This window comes from Hymenobacter puniceus (assembly GCF_014333525.1).
Taxonomy (GTDB): Bacteria; Bacteroidota; Bacteroidia; order Cytophagales; family Hymenobacteraceae; genus Hymenobacter.
The window spans coordinates 1-22100 of sequence record NZ_JACSCX010000015.1 but is presented as its reverse complement, the minus strand read 5'-3'; the positions used below and the strand labels follow the sequence as shown (position 1 = coordinate 22100).

Annotated in this window: 16 protein-coding genes; 10 read left to right on the top strand and 6 right to left on the bottom strand. The window is 61.2% G+C overall.

Features of this window, described 5'->3' with window-relative positions; translation table 11 throughout:
* The first annotated feature begins 132 nt into the window (after window positions 1-132).
* A complete protein-coding gene (locus tag H8B14_RS20710) occupies window positions 133-441 on the top strand; it encodes an ArsR/SmtB family transcription factor (protein WP_044014970.1) in 309 nt (102 codons plus the stop codon).
* A 182-nt stretch (window positions 442-623) separates the two neighbouring features.
* Here the strand turns inward: H8B14_RS20710 and hemA are convergent, their stop codons facing one another.
* Window positions 624-1895, bottom strand: a complete 1272-nt coding sequence (hemA, locus tag H8B14_RS20705) for a glutamyl-tRNA reductase (protein ID WP_187317588.1) — start codon at window positions 1893-1895, stop codon at window positions 624-626.
* 312 nt (window positions 1896-2207) lie between these two features.
* On the opposite strand from hemA, the gene H8B14_RS20700 reads away from it, so the two are divergent.
* Window positions 2208-3389: an ATP-binding protein gene (locus H8B14_RS20700; RefSeq protein WP_187317587.1), complete on the top strand. Its 1182-nt coding sequence runs from the start codon at window positions 2208-2210 to the stop codon at window positions 3387-3389.
* A 105-nt stretch (window positions 3390-3494) separates the two neighbouring features.
* Here the strand turns inward: H8B14_RS20700 and H8B14_RS20695 are convergent, their stop codons facing one another.
* From H8B14_RS20695 to H8B14_RS20685, 3 genes are all read right to left on the bottom strand, one after another.
* A complete protein-coding gene (locus H8B14_RS20695; RefSeq protein ID WP_187317586.1) occupies window positions 3495-4610 on the bottom strand; it encodes a lipocalin-like domain-containing protein in 1116 nt (371 codons plus the stop codon).
* A 39-nt stretch (window positions 4611-4649) separates the two neighbouring features.
* The gene (locus H8B14_RS20690; RefSeq protein WP_187317585.1) at window positions 4650-5405 is read right to left on the bottom strand and encodes a carboxypeptidase-like regulatory domain-containing protein; all 756 of its coding nucleotides are present in this window, start codon (window positions 5403-5405) and stop codon (window positions 4650-4652) included.
* A gap of 101 nt (window positions 5406-5506) precedes the next feature.
* Window positions 5507-6211, bottom strand: a complete 705-nt coding sequence (locus tag H8B14_RS20685) for a peptidase associated/transthyretin-like domain-containing protein (RefSeq protein ID WP_187317584.1) — start codon at window positions 6209-6211, stop codon at window positions 5507-5509.
* A gap of 182 nt (window positions 6212-6393) precedes the next feature.
* Between H8B14_RS20685 and H8B14_RS20680 the strand changes: the two genes are divergently transcribed.
* From H8B14_RS20680 to H8B14_RS20665, 4 genes are all read left to right on the top strand, one after another.
* The gene (locus tag H8B14_RS20680) at window positions 6394-8157 is read left to right on the top strand and encodes an amino acid permease (RefSeq protein WP_187317583.1); all 1764 of its coding nucleotides are present in this window, start codon (window positions 6394-6396) and stop codon (window positions 8155-8157) included.
* Window positions 8158-8289: 132 nt separating this feature from the next.
* Window positions 8290-13245 (top strand): DUF3320 domain-containing protein, encoded by a 4956-nt coding sequence (locus tag H8B14_RS20675; RefSeq protein ID WP_187317582.1) that lies wholly within the window; start codon window positions 8290-8292, stop codon window positions 13243-13245.
* Window positions 13246-13416: 171 nt separating this feature from the next.
* Window positions 13417-13983 carry a transposase gene (locus tag H8B14_RS20670; RefSeq protein ID WP_187317581.1) on the top strand — a complete coding sequence of 189 codons (567 nt, stop codon included), beginning with the start codon at window positions 13417-13419 and terminating at the stop codon, window positions 13981-13983.
* 104 nt (window positions 13984-14087) lie between these two features.
* Window positions 14088-15059: a lipid A deacylase LpxR family protein gene (locus tag H8B14_RS20665; protein ID WP_187317580.1), complete on the top strand. Its 972-nt coding sequence runs from the start codon at window positions 14088-14090 to the stop codon at window positions 15057-15059.
* Between the two features lie 143 nt (window positions 15060-15202).
* Here H8B14_RS20665 and H8B14_RS20660 read toward each other — a convergent pair whose 3' ends face one another.
* On the bottom strand, window positions 15203-16165 hold the full coding sequence (locus tag H8B14_RS20660) for a DMT family transporter (RefSeq protein WP_187317579.1): 963 nt from the start codon (window positions 16163-16165) through the stop codon (window positions 15203-15205).
* A 150-nt stretch (window positions 16166-16315) separates the two neighbouring features.
* Entirely contained in the window at window positions 16316-17305 is a 990-nt protein-coding gene (dusB, locus tag H8B14_RS20655; RefSeq protein WP_187317578.1) for a tRNA dihydrouridine synthase DusB, read from the bottom strand.
* 176 nt (window positions 17306-17481) lie between these two features.
* Between dusB and H8B14_RS21385 the strand changes: the two genes are divergently transcribed.
* The 4 genes from H8B14_RS21385 (at window position 17482) to H8B14_RS20635 (ending at window position 22019) form a co-directional block, all read left to right on the top strand.
* On the top strand, window positions 17482-18516 hold the full coding sequence (locus H8B14_RS21385) for a CPBP family intramembrane glutamic endopeptidase (protein WP_187317577.1): 1035 nt from the start codon (window positions 17482-17484) through the stop codon (window positions 18514-18516).
* A gap of 69 nt (window positions 18517-18585) precedes the next feature.
* Complete coding sequence (locus tag H8B14_RS20645) at window positions 18586-19536, top strand: phosphatidate cytidylyltransferase (RefSeq protein ID WP_187317576.1); 951 nt, start codon at window positions 18586-18588, stop codon at window positions 19534-19536.
* 228 nt (window positions 19537-19764) lie between these two features.
* The gene (locus H8B14_RS20640; RefSeq protein ID WP_187317575.1) at window positions 19765-21054 is read left to right on the top strand and encodes a Glu/Leu/Phe/Val family dehydrogenase; all 1290 of its coding nucleotides are present in this window, start codon (window positions 19765-19767) and stop codon (window positions 21052-21054) included.
* Between the two features lie 284 nt (window positions 21055-21338).
* Window positions 21339-22019, top strand: coding sequence for a phosphatidylserine decarboxylase family protein (locus tag H8B14_RS20635; RefSeq protein WP_187317574.1), 681 nt, complete (start codon window positions 21339-21341; stop codon window positions 22017-22019).
* Window positions 22020-22100: the final 81 nt, after the last annotated feature.

Genomic DNA, 22100 nt, shown 5'->3' with positions numbered 1-22100 from the left:
GCCTGCCCTATGTGGCCCGAATTTTTCTGGTTGGATTTCTGTTGCCGGAACTCTTTGAGGCGTAAATATCGTAGTAGGCATATTCCTGACGACCACGTCCTGTTTTCCTCCTCGCCACCGTAGTATCTTCCTATGAAACCCTTGCTTTCACGAGTAGAATCCAAAAAAGTAGATAAGGCCGCCGCTATGCTCAAAGTGCTGGCGCACCCCAAGCGCTTGGCTATTGTAGACCTGCTGGGCAAAGAAGATAAAATGACCGTAACGGAAATCTACCGTTCGCTCGATCTGCCTCAGGCCATTGCTTCCCAACACCTGATTACCCTCAAAGACCGCGGCATCCTGTCGTCGTTCAAAGTGGGTACTAAAATCTACTACTCGCTGTCCATTCCAAAGCTGCTCGACGTCATCGACTCGCTGGAAGAGTGCTGCGACACTATGTAGAAGCGGCTTTCATGCATGCTTAAAATCGAAAAAGACCGCCAGTTGACGGTCTTTTTTCGTTGGTAGCAGTGTGGTGCTGGCCTCGATTTTGAGCCGCTTAATACAGTGCATAAATAGGAAAAGGGCCTTCATCAATTCAGATGAAGGCCCTTTTTGATGTCTGATTCGCTGTTGCTGCAGGCTTATGCCAGAGTGGGCTGGTTTTCCAGATCGAACAGGTCCGTAAGAACGTCGATGAGCTGGTCGGCCTCGCCACGCTTGCAGGCGGCTTTGAGCTGGATGACGGGCTGCTTGAGGATCTTCTGCATCAACGACTTCGTGACTTCGTCCATGCGGCGAGCTTCTTCGGGGCTCATCTTCTTCTGGAACCGGTCCATTTCCTCCTGCCGAATCTGCTCCAGCGCATTCTTGAGCTTCTGGATGGTCGGCGACACCATCATTTCCTTGCTCCAGTCGTTGAGGCCGGCAATGCTTTCGGCAATGATGGCGCGCACGTGCGGCACGGCGGCCAGGCGGCGCTCCAGCGCGGCCGAGGCCTTGCTCTGAATAGCGTCGATGTTGTAGACGAGCACGCCTGGCACGGTTTCCACCTCGGCCTCAATGCTGCGCGGCACCGACAGATCAATAAAGAACTTGTAGCTGAGCACGTCGAGGTGCTGCACCATCTCGCGGGTGAAGAACGGCGTGGCCGCCGCAATCGATGACACGATGATGTCGGCTTCCTTCATGCCCTGCACCAGATTCTCGAAGTCCAGCACTTTCAGGCCGCACTCCTCGGCCAAAAGCTCGGCCTTGGAGCGGGTGCGGTTGCAGATAGTCACGTCCTGAAACTGCTTGCTGTCACCGAAGTGGCGGCATACATCCGCCCCGATTTCACCCAAGCCTACTACCAGCACGCGCGGGTTGGCTACGTCGGCGGTCAGCTCCTCTACCAGTTCCAGCGTCGCGTAGGACGTGGAGGCGGCGCCGTCGCGGAAACTGGTTTCCTGCTGCACGCGCTTGTTGGTGAAGAATACGGTGTGCAGCAAACGGTGCAAAAACGGCCCGGCCGCGTCCTCATCAGCCGACCACTGGTAGGCCTGCTTCACCTGGTTGCTGATCTGCAGGTCGCCAACTACCTGGGCATCAAGCCCCATGGCCACCTCGAATAGATGCTGCACGGCCGCGTCGGCGTCCGTGAGCAAATCGAAGTAGGGCGTGTAGCTATCGGCGTCGGCTAAGCCCTTGAGCTTGCCCAGCGCCGCAATGATGGCGGTGCTGTAGTCGAGGTCGGAGGAGTAGTAGACTTCCGTGCGGTTGCAGGTGCTGAGCACAAGCAGGTCAGTAAGACCCAGCTCGTGGTGCAGCGTGTGCAGAAAGCGGCGGCAGGCGGGCTCGTCTAGCGCAATAAGCTCCCGGATTTGCAGGGGGGCTTTTTTGAACGAAAGACTAACTGCCTTGAAAGGATGGGACATAGCGGGTGGCTACTGCAATTGCAGGAGGCAAAATTACGGCACAAATTGGTAGCGTGAAAACAGCCAGCAACCTATCCTGGTTCGAGAAAGGCTGAAATTGCGTTTTAAGGCTTACAAGCGTCTTTTTTAAGAGGCAAACTGACAAAAATCGGCGGATGGCCGGCCGGTTGGGGCAGCTTTGGCGTAATGGCTGCGTCCGGCTGCGCGTTGTACCTTCGTTTTGGAAGCTGCACTCCGGCATATAGTTAAGCCTAGTGCTGCACTCAATGGCTGCCGCCAGCCCGGATACTTCACCCGTGTTTACTTCGTGCTTTGATAGCCATCTACGACCAAAAATCCCGCATCAAGCTATTCATCGTGGCTTTGGCGCTGCTCATTGCGGCTGCTACCGTCATCTATACCAACATTCTGGTGCAGCGCGTGTCGGAGCGGGAGCAGCAGCAGATTGCGCTTTATTCCAAAGCGCTACGATTCATGATTAACTCCGAGTCGGATTCCAACACGAATTTCGTGTCAGAGGAAATCATCAATACCAACAAAACCATCCCCGTTATCCTCACCGATGATAATGGCCAGATTGTGGACGCTAAAAACGTGGTGGTGCCAAAGGGCCTGTCTGAAAAGGCGGCTATCAAGTTTCTCCACCGCGAAATTGCGGTGATGGAGCAGCAGCATCCGCCCATCGTTATTGAGCTGGGGGCCGGTTTGCGCAACCGTATTTATTATAAGGATTCGGTGCTGCTGGCCCAGTTGCGCACTTATCCGCTGGTGCAGCTGGCCGTCATTGCCTGCCTGGGCGTTATTGCCTACTTCGCGTTCAGCTACTCGCGGCGCTCCGAGCAAAACCGTGTGTGGGTGGGCCTGGCCAAGGAAACCGCGCACCAACTGGGCACGCCCCTAAGCAGCCTGATGGCCTGGCAGAGCTACCTGAGCGAGAGTGAGCGGTTCAAGGATGAGCCCATTGTGGAGGAGTTGAGCAAAGACATTCGGCGGCTGCAGATCATTACGGAGCGGTTTAGCAACATTGGCTCGGTGCCGGTGCTCAAGCCCGAAAACATCCTGCGCACCACCCAAAACGCCATTTCCTACCTGCAGAGCCGCGTCTCGAAGAAGGTGACGTTTGAAATCAAGACTGACCTGCCCACCGACACGCCCGCGCTGGTGAACGTGCCGCTGTTTGACTGGGTGATTGAGAATATCTGCAAAAACGCCGTGGATGCCATGGACGGCCGCGGCAGCATCACGCTGCACCTGCGCCGCCCCGTCCGCGACAAAACCAGCATTGCCATCGACATCACCGACACCGGCAAGGGCATTCCGAAAAGCAAAATCGACAACGTATTCCTGCCCGGCTACACCACCAAAAAGCGCGGCTGGGGCCTGGGGCTAGCGTTGGCCAAGCGAATCATCGAGAACTACCACGAGGGCCGCCTCTTTGTAAAATGGAGCGAAGTCGGCCGCGGCACCACGTTTCGGGTAGTGCTGAAAGGGTAGCGTTTAGTTGTCAGCTGTTAGTACTGTTCTGACAACAGGCTATATGCCATGGTAGGGCTGTTTTAGAGGAACAGTGCTAACAACTGACAACGACCGACTGACAACTCATTTTCCCCGATTCGTTAGCTCTACGTAGCTGTTGCCGCTAACGGGCTGGCCGTTGTGGGTGCCTTCCACGCGGCACATGCCTTCCCAATAGCGCATTTTGATGCCCGCGAACAGCTTGAGTGTCAGTTCCTGATCGGGTACGAGCGGTGTGATGGTGAGGTCGTATTGCTGGCTCGGGATGCGCAGGCGCCACTTGCTGGGGTAGCGCAGCTTGGAGTGCGGGCTGGTCCAGTAGTCGAGCACCTCCAGTTGGAAATCCTTGGCCTCTAGGTCCACGGCCTGGCCCGGCGTGGGGCCGTTGTAGGTGCCGCCATTCACTACCTGGCTGGAGTTGCGGTTAAACAGCTGGTAAGTCATGATTTCGTGGCGCGTGACGCCGGCCGGTGTAGTGGCGGTAGCAGTAGCCACGGCGGCGCTGGGCTCATCGAGCTGCAGCGAAAACCAGTCCCAGCCGATGCCTTTGTTGGTGACGGAGTTACAGTTCCATTGCCGGTCGTACCACAGGTCGCCGGTTACTTCGTGCACTTTGCCGTCTACCTCAATGGTGCCAGTGGTGGTCAGGCGCGGGTAGCTGTAGTAGCCGGCTTTGGCCACGCCGCCGTAGTTTTCGTAGCCGGTGCCGCTGTGCAGCAACACGGGCTTCTGGGGCTTGGTACTCAGGTTGATGGCGTAGCCTTTGTGGCTGGCCATGCGGCCCTGCAGCTGGTATTCGCCGGTGGTGCCGGCCAGCGTCCAGCGCTGGTTTTCCTTTTCCATCTGCAGGTTGATGGGCAGTGCCGAATCGAGCAGCTTGGGCAGGCGCTCCACTTTGTAGTCGTAGTGGAACTGCCGGGTTTGCGGGTCGGTGACAGCGAAGTTCACCATCTGCCAATCTTTCTTGCCGGTGATGTTAAAGTGGAAAAATACGTACTCCACGCCGAATTGCTCACCGGTTTTCACGTCGCGCAGGTGGCCCGTGAAGTACCACCACTCCAGCGAGTTCTGCTTGTGCACCGCCTCTTCCTGCGGCAGCTGGGCGCGCTCCGTAAATACGTCGTACTTATTGGTAGGCTTCAGGGCGCAGCCCGAGGTGGCAAAAACCAGGAATAAGGTAGCAAGCAGCAAATTCTTCATACCCCGGAATAAGGATTTCGGGGGTGGAAAGGTTTGTAATTAGCGCTGAAAAGCGTTGCGCAGCCGGTTCCAGAGGCTACGTGGGTGCCAGAGCTTAGTAGGGTGGCTGTGCATTATCACTACTTCTCCCATGGTGTGCGCATCCATTTTCAATTCAAGTGGTAGGGTCAGCTGTTGGAGCTCATCCCAGCGGATGACCTGGCTTTCGTAGCCAATGAAAGTGATGTTCAACAGAGCAGATGAATTAGAGGCATCGGACTGCGTGAGGCGCAGTTCAAATGTACCATCGGCATTTGTTGAGGTGCCGATATGTGTGTTCTGTAGCAGTATTGTGACACCAGGCAGGCCGTCGCCGGTGCTGGCATCCGTGACGCGGCCGCGCACTACCCGGCTGGTATCTGCAGGCGCTTGAGGCTGCGGATGCCGGATAAGCTTGCGCTGGTCCTGGGTCAGAAAATCGGTATACACAGGAGCCGCGGGCTGCTGCGCTACAGTGGCACTTGGTAGCACTTCCCGCAAACCCAGCACCGCTACGGCCGCCGCCAGCCATGTGCGCCAGCGTGGCGTTGGCTCGGCCAGCGTCCTCATCATCCGCTCAAGCTGGTCTTCGCGAAAACGGCCGCAGGGCGCAGCCGTGCGGTGCAGCAGCGCCACTACCTCGGCGTCACTGAGAGTGGTGAAATCGACAACAACCTTTGCGCAGGCGGCGCAATGGCGGCCCTGGGTTGCGGGAGTCATCTGGTCCCAGTTTTCGTGGCAGGGCTGCGGAATGGAGAGGCTTAGTGGCTGAGACATGGCGGGTATATAAGAAGATAGGCTCCTTTGATGCCGCCCGCCTTCCGATTCCACAGCCACGCCCGAAAATTTTTGGCGCCCAGTGCCCTAAGTCCCGCGTGCTACTTCAGCGGCGGCTTTTGCGGCGGGTCGTGTTGCGCAATCTTGCCCATAATCTGCCCGCGGCCCTCCCGCGACTTTAGGCGCACGGTGAGCGGCGCGGGTGCCGGCGACACGGCCACGGATACCTGCTGCGTGACAAACACGAACGGGCTGCCCTGCACGTGCAGCTGCACGGTGCCGTTCTGCACGGCCGCCCACTTCTGCTGCATCACGAAGCTGAAATTGCCCTGCTCGTCGGTGGTAGCGCCGTAGGGCGTGTCGCCGATGAAGATTTCGGCGCCGGGCACGCACAGGCCGGTGGAGTCGTCGAGGACGCGGCCGCGCACGTTCACCTGGCCGTTAGGAGCGTCGGCAAGAGCGTCGGTTTGAGAAGTAGGAGCGGAGCCGGTTGTGGTGGTAGGCGTCGCAGTCTGGCAGGAGCTGACCAGCGGCTTGAAGCTGAGCAGCGCCAGCGACGTGAGCACCCAGCGGCGCCAGCGCGGGGCAGCCGGGGCCAGCGTAACCGGTGGCGCAAACTGCCCGGCCCGGAAAAAACCGCAGACGTTGCCCGACGTCGGCCGCGCCAGCCAAGCCGTTACTTCGCCCTCGGTCATACGTGAGAAATCCACGACTTCGTGCTGGCAGCTGCCGCAGTGGCGGCCGTCGGCGGTGGGCGTCATATCAGCCCAGGCTTTAGGGCAGGGACTCGGAACGGAGAAGGCCATAGCAGTAGAGGAAAGAAGAGGAAAGTAGCAGCAAGAAAGGCAATTAGGCTGTGGCGTGCCAGCAACTATGGAAAGCTACCGAAAAATCAGGCCACTGCCGGCGGCGGGCGTTATCAGGCGGCAATACGCAGCCTAGCCGCATTATTCTGTATCTTTTGCCCCTCTTACCTCGCTCCACTGCTTTGTCTAATCCGCTACCTCCCTCACGTCTCGGCGGCCTTTTCCGCCGCAAAAGCCTCACCGACATCCTGCACAACCCACCCGCCGACGCCGAAGGCCACGGCAGCGGAGGGGGCCTGGCGCGTCATCTTACCGTCCGCGACCTGACGGCGCTGGGCATTGCCGCCGTCATCGGGGCCGGTATTTTCAGCACCATCGGCAATGCCTCGCACGACGGCGGCCCGGCCGTATCGCTGCTGTTTGTGTTTACGGCCGTGGCCTGCGCGTTTTCGGCGCTGTGCTACGCGCAGTTTGCCGCTACTATTCCGGTCAGCGGCTCGGCTTATACCTACGCCTATGCTTCGTTTGGCGAGCTGGTGGCCTGGATTATCGGCTGGGCCCTCATCATGGAATATGCCGTCGGCAACATCGTGGTGGCTATTTCGTGGTCGGACTACTTCACTGGCCTGCTCTCGGGCGTGGGCTGGGACATGCCCGTGTGGCTTACGATGGGCATGCAAAGCGCCCACAAACACTACAATGAAGTGCTGGCACTGATGCAGGCCGGCAAGCCGCTCACCGATGCTACTGCCACGCAGTTGCAAGGCTACAAAGCCTGGAACTCGGCGCCCACCATCTTCGGCGACCTGAAGCTGGTGATTGACCTGCCGGCCGGCCTGATTACACTGCTCGTTACGGCGGTGGTGTATATCGGCATCAAGGAATCCAAGAACGCCTCCAACCTGCTGGTACTGCTCAAGCTGCTGGTAGTAGCCACAGTTATTGCAGTAGGCGTGTTCTATGTAAACCCTGATAACTGGAGCCCGTTTGCGCCCAACGGCGTGGGTGGCGTGCTCAAAGGCGTGTCGGCCGTGTTCTTCGCCTACATCGGCTTCGACGCCATCAGCACCACCGCCGAGGAGTGTAAAAACCCTCAGCGCGACTTGCCCCGGGCCATGATTTATGCCCTCATCATCTGCACGGTGCTCTACGTTATTATCACGCTGGTGCTCACCGGCATGGTGAGCTACACCGAGTTGGGCGTAGGCGACCCACTGGCATTTGTGTTCCAGAAGGTGGGCCTCAACTGGCTGGCGGGCGTGGTAGCTGTGTCGGCCATCTTTGCCATGGCCTCGGTGCTGCTGGTGTTCCAGATCGGGCAGCCCCGCATCTGGATGACCATGAGCCGTGACGGTTTGCTGCCGCCCGTATTTGCCAAGGTGCACCCGCGCTTCCATACGCCGTCGTTCAGCACCATCGTTACGGGCTTCTTTGTGGGCGTGCCGGCTCTGCTTCTCAACATGGACCTTGTGATTGACCTGACCAGCATCGGGACGCTGTTTGCCTTCGCCTTGGTGTGCGGCGGCATCCTCGTCATCGACCCGCACGGCCAGAGCGACGCCCGCTTCAAGGTGCCCTACATCAACGGGCAGTTTCTGGTGCCGATCATTATGCTGCTTGGGCTGGGCCTGCTGTTCGTGTACAACCAGGAAGGCCTGGGCGCTTTCGGCAGCGCCGTGCGCGGCGACGGGGGCTACGAGGAGTTCCGCCACTACATCCCGATGCTGGTATTCATTGCTTTCTGCATCGGGCTGGCGTGGCTGTCGTTCCGGCAGCGCCTCTCGCTGCTGCCTACGCTGGGCTTGCTCACTAATCTCTATTTGATGACGCAGCTGGGCATCAACAACTGGCTGCTCTTCTTCGGCTGGCTAATTATCGGGCTGGCCCTGTACTTCAATTACGGCTACAAGCACAGCAAGCTGGGGCTGAAGAAGGCGGCCCAGTAACAAGCCTTACCTGCGGCAGGCCCGGCACTACGGTAAAACTGCCGTAGTGCCGGGCTTTTGTTTGCGCGCCAGTAGGCGTAGCCCTATACTTGATAAGGGCAGGTATTTCGCCCGCTTACCTATACTGCTAGTATGGCATCCGTTACCGGTTCATCCGTAGTTACCACCTCCCTAACGGCCCGCCTCGATGCCTCCCGCCAGGAGCTGCTCGACCTGGGAATGCGCAATCCACTGCTCAACTTCCGGCTCTCCAAGGCCCAGGGCGTTGCTGTGGTGCGGGAAAACGCAGGGCAGGTGCTGGAGCTGCTGGTGCGCCAGGGCAAAACCATGTACTTCTCTGCCGCTCCCGAGCCGGCCCACGAAAACCCACAGGCACAGGCCGACGCAGCATCCCTGGCAGCGCCCAACGTGGCGGCCGACGCAGAGTTTAGCGAGGCCTCAGGCGCGGAGCCAACTGCTGGCGCAGAGCCGGCTGCTGGTATCCAACCCGCTGAATCCGAAGTGGAAACGGCCCCGACCCTGGAAGACTATCTGGTGGAGCACCCGCCGGTGGTGCTTTCCGAGGCCGAGCGGAAGGCCCTGCTGACCGACAACAAGCTACAAACCACCGAGCCGCCGGCCCGGCTGGAAACCCGCCTGCTCAATACCTATTACACTGCCCGCACCAGCCTGGAGGAAACCGGCGTCAACATTCTGTACCTAGCCCTGGGCCAGCTCAGTTGGTATGAAGCCGAAAGCAGCCCGGAGCCCCGTCGCGCTCCGCTGGTGCTGGTGCCGGTGGTGCTGGAGCGCGGCACCGTGGCCGAGCGGTTTAAGCTCACCTACTCCGGCGCCGAGGTGGAGGGCAATTTGAGTCTGCAGGCCCGTCTGAAAGCCGATTTTGGGATTATGCTGCCCCTGCCCGACCCCGAAAATCAGCCGTTGCCCGAGTACTTTGCGGCCGTGCGGGATGCCCTGGCTGGCCGCCACCGCTGGAGCGTGGAGGCCGATGCCATTGCCCTGAGCTTCTTCTCCTTCAGCAAGCTGATGCTCTACCGCGACCTGGACCCCGGCACCTGGCCCGTTGCCGCCGACGGCACCTCCGAGCTGCTAAGCCACCCGGCCATCCGCTCCCTGCTCGACCAGGAATCGGGCTTCGATGATGCCGCGCCCAGCGTGGGCGAAGGGGCGTTTCTGGATACCGACAGCCCGGCCCAGGAACTGCACCAGGTACTCGACGCCGACTCGTCGCAGCTGCTGGCGCTGCTAGCGGTGCAGGAAGGCCGCAACCTCGTCATTCAGGGCCCGCCCGGCACCGGCAAGTCGCAGACCATTGCCAATCTACTGGCCGAGGCCATTGGGGCGGGCAAGAAAGTGCTGTTCGTGGCCGAAAAGATGGCGGCTTTGGAAGTGGTGAAGCGCCGCCTCGACGCCCTGGGGCTGGGCGCGGCCTGCCTGGAGCTGCACAGCCACAAAGCCAACAAAAAAGTCCTGCACGACGAGCTGCGCCAGACGCTAAGCCTCGGCCGGCCCGCTTCGGCCGCCGGCGTAGAAGACCAGATAGCCCAGTTGCCCCGCTACCGCCAGGCTCTCAACGACTACGCCCTGGCCGTAAACGCGCCCATCGGCCGCAGCCGCCGCACCGCCCAGCAGGTAGCTGGCGAGCTGCTGGGCCTGGTCGAAGAGCGGGGCGCGGTGGAGCTGCCGCGCCTTGCCTTCCCCGGCCTGGCCGCCTGGACCGACGCCGACGCCGCCCACGCCGAAGCCCAGGCCACCCGTCTGCAGGCCACCCTGCAGAAAACCGGCCCGCCCAAACAGCTGCTGTTTTGGGGCAGTGAGCTGACGGTGCTGCTCCCTGCCGACCAGTCCCGCTTCAGTAGCCAGCTGCCCGCGGCCTTAGCGGCCGTGCAGGCCGTGCAAGCCCAGGCCGCCGCCCTGGCTACACACCTGGGACTTGCTACTCCCGCTGACCGCGCCGCTGCCGAAAAGCTCCTGCCCGCCGCCCGCCATGCCCGGCTGGCCCCGCCCCTGAACGGGGCGGCCGTGGCCGATGCGGCGTGGGCGCAGCACACCACTCGCCTAACTGAAACGCTGCAGGCCGGCACGGCCTACACGGTTCTTCATCAGCAATATGACGCCCTGCTGCTGCCCGAAGCCTGGGGCCAGCAGTTGCTGCCGGAGCGGGCCTCGTTGCTCTCCTACGGCGGTAAGTGGTGGAACTTCCTGAACGGTGACTACCGCCGTGCCCGCCAGCGCCTGCAACGCCTGTGGCGCGGCCCGTTGCCCAAAGACGCCGCCGAATTACTGCCCGTCATCGACGCCATCCACGAGGCCACCCGCCACCGCCAGGCGCTGGCTGACGCCGACACCTGGGCCGGCTCCCTGTTCGGCCCCGCCTGGCAGGGCCTGCGTTCCGACTGGCCGGCCTTGACCAAAACCCAGGAATACCTGACCCTGACCCTCCAGCGCATCAGCCGGGGCGAGCTGCCCAAAGAGCTGCTGGGGTATTTGGCGGCTAACCAATCGTCGGGCTCTGTTTCTCCCTTTGGTGAAGGAGGGATGCATGGGGAGGCCACCCACTCGCCCGACCTCGCCGCCCAGTTAGCTGCTCTCGAAACGGCCCTCACCCAGCACCGCGCCGCTCTCCAGGCCGTGGTGGATTCCCTGCAGCTCAACGAAGCGCGCCGCTTCGGGCCGGAAGGGCGGCTGCAGTTTCAGCTTTTTGCCGCCCAGCAGCATACCCTGGCCGCCTGGGCCGCCGATGTGCCCGCCCTGCGCCTGATAACGGAGTGGAACAATGTGGCCGCCTCCGTGCAGCAGGAGCAGCTGCCGGAACTACTCCTGCTGGCTGAAACCTGGCCGGACGCTCCCCGCTTTCTGGCCGCCGCCGTGCGCCAGACCTGGCTGGAATACCTGCAGCGCCAAGCCTACGAGCAGCACCCAGCCCTGCGGCAGTTCGAGCGGGCCAGCCACGAGGAGCTGGCGGCCCGTTTCCGCCAGGCCGACCAGGATTCATTGTACCACAACCGCATCCGGGCCCTGCGCCGGCACCATGAGGGGCTGCCCCACCCGCAAGCCGGCGGGCAGATGCTGCTGCTCAAAAACGAGTTTGCCAAAAAGGCCCGCCACAAGCCCCTACGCCGCCTGATGAAGGAAGCCGGAAGGGCTATTCAGGCCATCAAGCCGGTGTTCATGATGTCGCCGCTGTCGGTGGCCAGCTTCCTGCCGCCCGGCGCCGTGGATTTCGACCTAGTGGTGTTCGATGAAGCTTCGCAGGTGAAGCCCGTGGACGCGCTGGGCGCAGTGGCGCGGGGCCGGCAGCTGGTGGTGGTCGGCGACTCCAAGCAGCTGCCGCCCACCTCTTTCTTCGACTCCCTGACCGGCACCGGCGAAGCTGCCGACGAGGAAAACGTAACGGCCGACATTCAGAGCATTCTGGAGCTGTGCAAGGCCCGCCAGATGCCCGAGCGGATGCTGCGCTGGCACTACCGCAGTCTGCACCAGTCGCTGATTGCGGCTTCCAACCACCTGTTTTACGAAGACAAGCTGGTGATTTTCCCCAGCCCCGGCGGCAAGGGCCAGCTCGGGCTGCTCTACCATCATCTGCCCGAAACTTACTATGAGCGGGGAACCACCCGCACCAACCCGCTGGAGGCGCAGGCCGTAGCGGCGGCCGTGCTCCACCACGCCCGCACCACGCCCCGGCTCACGCTGGGCGTGGTGGCCTTCAGCACAGTGCAGCGCCAGGCCATTCAGGACGCGCTGGAAGTGCTGCGCCGCCAGCACCCCGAAACCGAGGTGTTCTTTGCCGCGCACCGCCACGAGCCCTTCTTCATCAAGAACCTGGAAAACGTACAGGGTGATGAGCGGGACGTGATTCTGATCAGCATCGGTTACGGCCGCACCCAGGATGGCTACCTGAGCATGAGCTTCGGGCCGCTGAACGGCGAGGGCGGCGAGCGGCGCCTGAACGTGCTCATCACCCGGGCCAAGCAGCGTTGCGAGGTGTTCACCAACCTGACGGCCGACGACCTGGATTTGAGCCGGACCCGCGCCCGGGGCGTGTCGGCCCTCAAAACCTTTCTCAACTTCGCCCAGCACGGTCGCCTCAACCAGAACGAGGAAACCGGCCGCGACATGGAGTCGCCGTTCGAGGAAGCCGTGTACCGCGCCCTCTCGGCCCGCGGCTACCAGGTGCGCCCCCAGATCGGGAGCCAGGGCTTTTACATCGACCTGGCCGTGGTGGACCCCGACCAGCCCGGCCGCTACGTGCTGGGTATTGAGTGCGACGGGTCCATGTACCATTCGGCCCGCTCGGCCCGGGACCGGGACCGGCTGCGCCAGCAGGTGCTGGAGGCCGTGGGCTGGCGCCTGCACCGCATCTGGAGCACTGACTGGTTTCGGGACCCGGCGCGGGAAACCGAGCGCGCCGTGCAGGCCATCGAGGAAGCCCGCCGCCACGCCGCCCAGGATGACCCCGACGAGCTGGAAGAGCCGGAGGAAGCCGCTGCGGAAACGGCTGGTATTGAGCGGGAAGAGTTGCCGGCGGCTGCCCAGACGCTGGCCGAACCCTACCAGGTGGCCCAGCTGCCGGCCGCCGTAGGCCACCGCGAATTGCACCAGCACAGCCTGGGCCAGCTCGCCAACTGGCTTACCCTCATCGTCCGCATCGAAAGCCCGATCCATCTGGACGAAGCCACCCGCCGCCTGGGCCAGGCCAGCGGGGCCACGCAGGTAGGAGCCCGCATGCGCAAAGCCGGCCGTGACGCTGCCCTGCTAGCCACTAACCTGCGCCACCTGCGCCAGCAGGGCGAGTTTCTGTGGGACATCAGCATGCAGCAGCCGCCCCTGCGTGATCGAAGCCAGCTGCCTGCCATTTCCCGCAAGCTCACCTTCGTGGCCCCCGAAGAGCTGGCCTACGCCCTGCGGACGGTGGTGGAGCAGAGCTTTGCTCTGCCCCGCGAAGCAGTATTCCTGCCCACCGTGCGCCTGCTCGGCTTCAGCCGCTTATCCGACGACATGCGCCAGCAGCTGGATGCCGTGCTGGCCGGTTTGCTGGAAAGAGGCGAGGTAGCGGAGGTGAATGGGGTGCTGAAGCCGGCCAGTTGATTTTCATTCTGTCATCCTGAGCGGAGCGAAGGACCTTATTAAGTTAGAACCGCTCTGCGTACCTCCACGCATCCCTCTGTGGATCTCTGCGGGAACCGACGCCAGAACAAACGTGAATAGGTCCTTCGCTTCGCTCAGGATGACAGATATGTAAGACCAACCCCATCTACCATGCTGCCTCCCGGCGAAACCATCCTGCTCACCCTGCGCCTGGCCGGCTCCATCCCAATGCGGGCCGGCCGGGAGCTGCACGCCCAGCACGTAGCCGCCCGGCAGGCCGCCGACTCCTCGGAGGCGCACCGCCGCGCCGAAAAGCAGTTTTTTGCCGACTTCGATGCGCTGCTGGATGCGCGCACTGTGGGGCCGGATTATCTGGTCCGGGAGAAAGTGGCGGAAGCCGTAGCCGGGGAGCTGCTGATGCTGGAGGAGCAGGGCTTTCGGGTGCCGTGCTTTGTGCTGCAGCCCAACCACCTGCACGCCGTGCTGCAGCTGCCGGCCGCCTCCGGCCTTTCGCTCTACAAAGCGGTGGAACTGCTGCACCAGCGCACCGCCGCCCAGGCCCGCCGCCTGCTGCGCGGCCAGCTCCCGCCCGAGGCCGACTTCTGGCAGCCCGGCTTCCACGAGCTGCCCATCCTAGATGCCGCCGAGATGAGCCGCGTGCAAACGTATCTGCTGGCGCACCCGCAGCGCCTGAACCTGCCGGAACGGTTCCATCATTGGCCGTATTTGCCCGACTGAATCGACCCAGAACGGATATCGAGGCGTGTATTCGCGTTTCTGCCCTTCTTCGGCAAGGCCGATATACTGGCCGGTGCGTAGGTAGCGGAAAGTATTACCTGCCGATGCGCGCTTTTCTTCTGCTCACGTTTCTTCTCCTCGCTGGCTTCGCCCGCGCCCAGCGCCCGGATAGCGCCCAAACCAGCCCCGACCGCCTGCTGTTCTATACCTTCGCCAACGACGCTTTCTTCCGCTCCGACTACTACTTCACGCAGGGCCAGACGCTGCTGCTGGTGCTGCCGGGCCTGCAACACTCGCCCGTAAACCGCATACTGGGCCCGGTGCCGGCTGGCAGCACGCGCTACCACGGCGTCCGGCTACGCTATGATGGCTTCACGCCGCTGCGCATTCAGGACCCATTTATTAGGGTCGGTGACCGGCCGTATGCTTCGTACTGGTACGCTGATTTTTTTCGGGTAGCCAACCAGCCGATGCGCCGGTTTCGGCTGACCACGGCGCTGAATCTGGGCTTTATGGGGCCGGCGGCCGGTGCCAAGGGCTTCCAGACCAAGCTGCACGAATGGCTGGACGCGCCAACGCCTCGCGGCTGGGACTACCAGATCCGCAACGACCTGGTGCTGGGCTATGAGGCCTACGCGGAAAAGCAGCTGCTGGCCGTCGGGCGCGGGGCGGAACTGATTGGCTCGGCCGGGGCTTCCCTGGGCACGCTCTATACCTACGCCGGCGCCGGCGCGCGCCTGCGGGTCGGGCTGCTCAATCCGTACTTCGACAACCTGGGCGTGAGTGGCCCGGCCACCCGCGCCGGCCAGCGCCGGGTGCAGCTTTATGCCGAAGGCCAACTGGAAGGCCGCCTCATCGGCTACGATGCTACCCTGCAAGGCGGCCTGCTTCGCTCCGATAACCCGTATACACTACCCGCCAGTGCCGTCAGCCGCACAGTGGCGCGCAGCACGGCCACGCTTGGGCTCGGCTACAAAGGCGTGCGGCTGGAAGTGTCTGCCGTGCGGGTGTCGCCGGAATTTGACGGCGCCCGCTCGCACAAATGGGGGCAGCTGGGGGTGCGGGTGGGGTTTTGAGAGAAGTGCCAAGGATAGCAGGATAGAACGTCATTCCGAGCCTGCGAGGAATCTCGCGTGCTGATGGTGGGGCGCTATTCTACCACACTAGCGAGATTCCTCGCAGGCTAGGAATGACGTTTTTCATCCCCTCACCACCTCACCTATTTCGCCCGGTGGATGATGAACACGCCGGTTAGGATGATAACCATGCCCAGCAAGTGCCAGAGATTGAAGGCCTCGCCGTCGAGCACGCCCCAGGTGAGGGCCACGATGGGAATGAGGTAGGTGTTGGAGGCTGCAAACAGCGTGGTGCTTTGCTGAATCAGCTTGTTGAAGAGCACCATGGCCACGGCTGTGCTCATGGTAGCCAGCAGCGCAATGTAGCCAAGGGCCGTCCAGGCGCCGGGCACGGTGGCCAGCTTGTGCGTGAAATCGGAGAAGCCGAACAGGTAGAGCAACCCCAGCGGCCCGATGCTGAGCAGCGTGAGGCTGGTAACCGCCACCGGCGACGGGCCGTGCAGGTGCTGCTTTATCACGTTCACGCTGATACCGTAGCCGATGGTGGCGGCCACGATGTAGAGCCCGTACCAGGCGTTGGATTCGCCGGAAGGCGTGGCCGCGCCGCCGCTGCCGCCCAGCAGCATCAGCACCACCGTGCCCACGAGGCCCAGCGCAATGCCCAGCACCCGCAGGCTGGTGAGCTTCTGCCCAAACAACACCGCGCCCACCACCAGCGTGAATACGGCCGTCAGGCCATTGAGCACGCCAGCCAGCCCCGATGCCAGCTTGGTTTCGGCGTAGGCGAAAAGGAAGGCTGGAAAAAACGTGCCCACCACCCCGCTCAGCAGCAGCCATTTGTAGCGGCTGGAGTCCACGCGGCGCACGTTGCGGAGCGCGAACGGCAGTAGCAGCAGCGCCGCAATACTCACCCGCGCCGCTCCCAGTTCCATAGCCGAAAACACCACCAGTCCCTTCTTCATCAGAATAAACGACGTGCCCCAGATGGTAGCCAGCACCACCAATAGCCCCCACGCCGAAGCCGTAATCCGCTGTGGCGGGGGCGGTGCTACGGGCGGCAGGGCAGGAGCAGTGGTGACAGCCGGGGCGGGAGAAGTGGTGGGCATGGGCGGGAAACTTGATCCGGTAGAACCGGGATAAAGAAAGAACGTCATGCTGAGCTTGCCGAAGCATCTCTACCTCTGGCTAACTTTCTTAATTAGCACTGCGGTAGAGATGCTTCGGCAAGCTCAGCATGACGTTCTGATGACAAAAAACTATCCCACCAAAACCGGCTCGGCGGCAATAATTTCGTTGAGGATAGTGTGCACCTCCTCCACGGAGTCGGTCTCGACGAGGCGCATGCGCCACTGCTTGGCGCCTTCGAGGCCGCGGAAATACTGAGCGTAGTGGCGGCGCATCTCGAAGATGCCCACACGCTCGCCTTTCCACTCGATGCTTTTCTCGAAGTGCATGCGGCACATGTTCACGCGCTCCTCCACGGTGGGCGGGGCCAGTAGCTCGCCGGTGGCCACAAAGTGCTTCACCTCCCGGAATATCCAGGGGTAGCCGATGCTGGCGCGCCCGATCATCACGCCATCCACGCCGTAGCGGTTTTTGTACTCCACGGCTTTCTGGGGCGAGTCGATGTCGCCGTTGCCGAAGATGGGGATTTTAATTCGCGGGTTGTTTTTGATGGCTGCAATCAGGCGCCAGTCGGCGTCGCCTTTGTACATCTGCACGCGGGTACGGCCGTGAACTGTAAGAGCCGCAATGCCAATGTCCTGCAGGCGCTCGGCTACGTCTTCCACGTTCTTGGTGGTGTCGTCCCAGCCGAGGCGGGTCTTCACCGTCACGGGCAGGTGGGTGTTGCGTATTACGGCGCTGGTCATTTCCACCATCTTCGGCACGTCGCGTAGCAAAGCCGCGCCGGCACCGCGGCAGGCCACCTGCTTCACGGGGCAGCCGTAGTTGATGTCGATGAGGTCGGGGCCGGCCAGCGTGCTGATGCGGGCACACTCGCCCATAGTCTCCACATCGGAGCCAAAGAGCTGAATGCCAATGGGCCGCTCGTAGTCGAACACGTCGAGCTTTTTGCGGCTTTTGGCGGCGTCGCGGATCAGACCTTCCGAAGAAATGAACTCGGTGTACATCAAATCGGCGCCGTTGGCTTTGCACACGGCCCGGAACGGCGGGTCCGACACGTCCTCCATGGGCGCGAGCAGCAACGGGAAATCAGGCAAAGCAATGTCGCGGATGTAGACCACGGGTAGGGGAGTTAGCGGATTTTACGCAAATTTACGTCTTCTGGGGACTTGGGGTCTTGGGAGCTTAGGTTCTTGGATGTCAAAGAAGAAATAAAGCGGAAAGTGCTTTTGCCCTCATAAAAACCAAGTCCCCATTTCCTAAGCCCCCAAGACCCCAAACAACCATGAAAGGTTTCGTGTCCAGTCGCTTGCACCCGGCGGCCAATCTGCTATTGCTGCTGGGGCTGATGCTGGTGGCGTTCTGCATAGCCGGCTTTTTGATGACGGCATTGAGCATGCTGTTTTTTGGCGTTGGAATGCGCGAAATCGGTAACGTCACGCAGGAGCCTTCGGGCCACCCGCACGGCTGGGGTGTGTCCATGCTGAGCCAGGGTGTGCTGCTGTTTGTGGTTTTTGGCGGCGCGGCTCTGGCCTTGCCGCGCCTGACGGGCTATTCTCTTTCCGACTACTTCACGCCCCGCCGGCCGGTGCCAATGCCGTGGCTGCTGGCGGCGGCAGGCATCATCATCCTGAGCGTACCGTTCATGTCGGGGCTGATTGAGTGGAATGCCGGCGCCCACTTCCCTGGCTTCTTGCAGAGATGGGAGGCCAGCGCCCGCGAAATGGAAAACCGCGCCCAGGACCTGACGCGCTACCTCACGCAGTTCAGCACGGCCACCCGGTTTGTGGTGGGGTTGCTGGTTATTGCTGTAGTGCCAGCCATCAGCGAGGAGCTGGTGTTTCGGGGCGTGGTGCAGCGCAACTTGGTACAGTGGACCGGCTCCAGGCATGCGGGCATCTGGTTGGCGGCGGCCACGTTCAGCGCCATTCACTTTCAGTTCTTTGGCTTCGTGCCGCGCTTTGTGCTGGGGCTGGTATTGGGATACTTATATGAGTGGAGCGGCAATATTCTGGTGCCCATGGCAGCGCACTTCACCCAAAATGCCTTCCAGATCATCCTGCTCTATGCCCAGCAGCGCGGCGCCCTGGCCGGCGCCGGCTTCGACCCTGAGTCGACGGAGGCGCTGCCGTGGTGGTGGCAGGTACTGTCGTTGCTGCTGACCGGCGCGGTGCTGTGGCTGCTTTATAAACGCACCCGCGAGCTGCAACCCAACCTTCTGCCCACCGAAATGCACACGCTCGGCAGCGGCGGCGCAGCCGTAGCCCGCCCTACAACTCCGCCTTCCGCCGCCCGTACCCTCAGCCACGACGGCGTCGATACCACCCGGTAGCGCCATACTTGCTCTCGTTTCTCTCTTTCCTGATCCGGGCGCGCCCTGTGCGCCCATACGCTGCTTCCCTTGCCTGATACCGTTGCCACTGCCCCCACCGACCCCGCCGCGCCCGGCAAAAAGCCCATGTCCAACCTCGCGCAGCGGGTCGTTTTCGGGCTGATTGGGGCTGCCATGCTGTTGGGCAGCATCTGGTACAGCGCCTGGACGTTTGCCCTGTTTTTCGGGGCTGTGCAGATGCGGATGCTGTGGGAGTTCTACCGCATGATGCGCGAAGCCGGCTACAAGCCGGCCGCACTGCTGGGTGGCGTGATTAGCATAGTCATCTTTAGTAGCGTTTTTGTATTAGCAATAGTGAATACTGTAAAGGATGCTTCTAACTCAAATTATGTAGCTTTTCAAATAGTATCAAGCAATATTGTTCGCTTTGCTGGCCCTATGATAACAGGGACTGTTTTGCTGCTACCCACCATCCTCATCCTCCGGGAAATGGCGGCCTGGCCCCGCGAGAAACAGGATTTCTCGCCTTTTTCCAACGTGGGCGTGGCGCTGCTTGGCTTGCTCTATGTGAGTTTGCCCATGAGCTTGCTCAACGTGGTGGCCTTCACCGAAACCGGCTACGACTACCGCCGCATCTTCGCCTTGCTGTTCTTGGTTTGGTCTTCTGACACTGGCGCTTATGCCGCCGGCAAAACGTTCGGCAAGCACAAACTGGCGCCCAAAATCTCGCCCGGCAAAACCTGGGAAGGCGCCATCGGGGGCTTCCTGCTGACGCTGGCCGTGGGCTGGGCGCTGGGTTATCTGCTGCCCGAACTCTCGCTTACCTACCGCCTCGTGGCCGCTACGGTGGTAGCTGTCTTCGGCCCCCTCGGCGACCTGGCCGAGTCCATGCTCAAGCGCAGCGTGGGCGTGAAGGACTCCGGCCGCATCATGCCCGGCCACGGCGGCCTGCTCGACCGGTTCGATGCTTTCCTGTTTATTCTGCCGGTGCTGGCGCTACTGCAGCTCATCTGGGGTTGAGGCAGGCTTCAGCAGGCAAGGCAGCCGACTAGCTGCCATTTGAGCGCAAATTGCACCTATATGCTGCACTGCGGCCGTGACGGGTGGTCTTTATTGCCAGAATCCAATTGCCTGCAACTCCACGTAAACCGTTTACCTTTGGTCCCGTAATCCCCCGCGTGCAGCAAATCTGGTATCCCCCCACCAATGCTGCCGTGTTATTCCCACCACCCCCAAACCCCACTCCGCATGGCTGCCACCACGGTGTACAAAGAACCGGCTCCTAGAGTAGATGCCGAAAATCCGCTCGAATCCATGATGTCGCGCTTCAACGTGGCCACCGAGATTCTCGGCCTCGATGAAGAAACCTACGACGTTCTGAAAGCCCCTGACAAGCAGGTTATCGTGCATATTCCCGTCACGATGGACAACGGCAAAGTGCGCGTATTTGAAGGCTACCGCGTGGTGCATAACACCATCCTGGGTCCGTCGAAAGGCGGTATTCGCTACGACAAGAACGTGCACCTCGATGAGGTGAAGGCCCTGGCGGCCTGGATGACCTGGAAGTGCGCCGTGGTTGACATTCCGTATGGCGGTGCTAAAGGCGGTATCATCTGCGACCCGACCAGCATGAGCGCCGGCGAAATCGAGCGTCTTACCCGCGGCTACACCCTGGCCCTGAAAGACGTTTTCGGTCCCGATAAAGACATTCCGGCCCCCGACATGGGTACTGGCCCGCGCGAAATGGCGTGGCTGATGGACGAGTTCAGCAAAACGGTGGGCGCAACGTCGCCAGCTGTCGTGACGGGCAAGCCGCTGGTGATGGGCGGCTCCTTGGGCCGCACCGAGGCCACCGGCCGTGGCGTGATGGTGTCGGCACTGGCCGCCCTCAAAAAGCTGAATCTCAATCCCAAAGATGTTTCGGCAGCAGTGCAGGGCTTTGGCAACGTGGGCTCCTGGGCAGCCAAGCTGCTGAGCGAGCAGGGCGTTAAAATCAAGTGTGTATCCGACGTCAGCGGCGCGTATTGGAACGAGAACGGTATCAACATCGATGAGGCCGTAGCGTACAAAAACGCCCACAAAGGCCGCCTTGATGGCTTCACGGGTGCCACGCTCATGGACAACGCCGACGACCTGCTCACCTCCGATGTGGACGTGCTGGTGCCTGCTGCTGTGGAAGATGTCATCACCGAGCACAACGCGCACGACATCAAGGCAAAGCTGATTGTGGAAGGTGCCAACGGCCCGACTTCGGCCTCCGCCGACCCCATCATCAACGAGAAAGGCATCATGGTGGTGCCTGACATCCTGGCCAACTCAGGCGGCGTAACGGTTTCCTACTTCGAGTGGGTGCAAAACCGCCAGGGCTTCAAGTGGACCGAAGAAATGGTGACTGAGCGCGCCGACCGGATCATGTCCGACGCTTTCGAGAAAGTGTACGCTACCAGCCAGAAATACAACATTCCGATGCGCATTGCGGCCTACGTAGTAGCTATTGATAAAGTGGCTCAAACGTACCGGTTCCGCGGCGGCTTCTAAGCCAGCTGCGCAGAGCGGCAGCGGCCATGCTGTGGCTGCCGCCGCTCTGCGTGGTGTATCGCTGAGCTTATTATATTTGCTCTCAGATAGCCCGGGCCCGGTGGCTCGGGCTATCTTTGTGTAGCTCGGGCAGGAATATTTCGCTTTTAGGGAGCGAAGAATGGCTGGCTCCTGTTCAAAGAAGATGCGTCTGAACTTGTTGTTCTGGGCCATCATGCGCAAATCGGTAGCTGTAATGCGGCTGCGTTAGCGAAACCAACGTAATCATCGCAAACGAGCGATTCATGAAGATTCACAAAGAAGGGCGACGGATACTGTTTTTTACGCTGCTGGCACTGCTGGCCATCAACCTGCTGCTGTTCCGCGTGAATGCGCGCAATCTGCTGTTCAACCAGATTTTTGCTGGTGCTTCGGTAGTGGCTTTCCTGATTCTGCTGCAGTTCTTTCGGAGCCCGGCACGCCGCCTGTTCACCCACGAAGACCTGATTATTGCGCCAGCAGACGGCAAAGTAGTGGTGATTGAGGACGTACACGAACCCGAGTACTTCGATGACGTGCGCAAGCAGATCAGCATATTCATGTCGCCGATCAACGTGCACATCACCCGCAATCCTATTTCGGGCATTGTGCGCTACTTCAAGTACCATCCCGGCAATTACCTGGTGGCCTGGCACCCTAAAAGCAGCACCAAAAACGAGCGTACCACCGTGGTAGTAGAGTCGGAGGCGGGGCCGTTTGTGTTGTTTCGGCAGATTGCAGGCGCTATGGCGCGCCGCATTGTGTGGTACGTGAACGAAGGCGACGAAGTAAGCCAGGGCGAGGAGTTCGGCTTCATCAAGTTTGGCTCCCGCGTGGATATTTTCGTGCCCATCGATACGGAAGTGAAAGTGCAGATCGGTGAAAAGGTGAAAGGCGGCCAAACGATTGTCGCGCAACTCAAAACCAACGCGCCTTCGCTCTTCTAGGTCATTAGCCAGCTATTTAAAAGCCCACAAGAAAGCCCGGCCGTTAGCTAACGGCCGGGCTTTCTTGTGGGCTTTTAAATA

What these genes read in the sequence shown, in the direction of transcription:
- H8B14_RS20635 (WP_187317574.1), top strand. Translation starts at nt 21,339, where the DNA reads ATGAAGATTCACAAAGAAGGGCGACGGATACTGTTTTTTACGCTGCTG.
- H8B14_RS20685 (WP_187317584.1), bottom strand. Translation starts at nt 6,211, where the DNA reads ATGGCCTTCTCCGTTCCGAGTCCCTGCCCTAAAGCCTGGGCTGATATG.
- H8B14_RS20695 (WP_187317586.1), bottom strand. Translation starts at nt 4,610, where the DNA reads ATGAAGAATTTGCTGCTTGCTACCTTATTCCTGGTTTTTGCCACCTCG.
- H8B14_RS20640 (WP_187317575.1), top strand. Translation starts at nt 19,765, where the DNA reads ATGGCTGCCACCACGGTGTACAAAGAACCGGCTCCTAGAGTAGATGCC.
- H8B14_RS20660 (WP_187317579.1), bottom strand. Translation starts at nt 16,165, where the DNA reads ATGCCCACCACTTCTCCCGCCCCGGCTGTCACCACTGCTCCTGCCCTG.
- H8B14_RS20675 (WP_187317582.1), top strand. Translation starts at nt 8,290, where the DNA reads ATGGCATCCGTTACCGGTTCATCCGTAGTTACCACCTCCCTAACGGCC.
- H8B14_RS20690 (WP_187317585.1), bottom strand. Translation starts at nt 5,405, where the DNA reads ATGTCTCAGCCACTAAGCCTCTCCATTCCGCAGCCCTGCCACGAAAAC.
- hemA (WP_187317588.1), bottom strand. Translation starts at nt 1,895, where the DNA reads ATGTCCCATCCTTTCAAGGCAGTTAGTCTTTCGTTCAAAAAAGCCCCC.
- H8B14_RS20710 (WP_044014970.1), top strand. Translation starts at nt 133, where the DNA reads ATGAAACCCTTGCTTTCACGAGTAGAATCCAAAAAAGTAGATAAGGCC.
- H8B14_RS20665 (WP_187317580.1), top strand. Translation starts at nt 14,088, where the DNA reads ATGCGCGCTTTTCTTCTGCTCACGTTTCTTCTCCTCGCTGGCTTCGCC.
- H8B14_RS20670 (WP_187317581.1), top strand. Translation starts at nt 13,417, where the DNA reads ATGCTGCCTCCCGGCGAAACCATCCTGCTCACCCTGCGCCTGGCCGGC.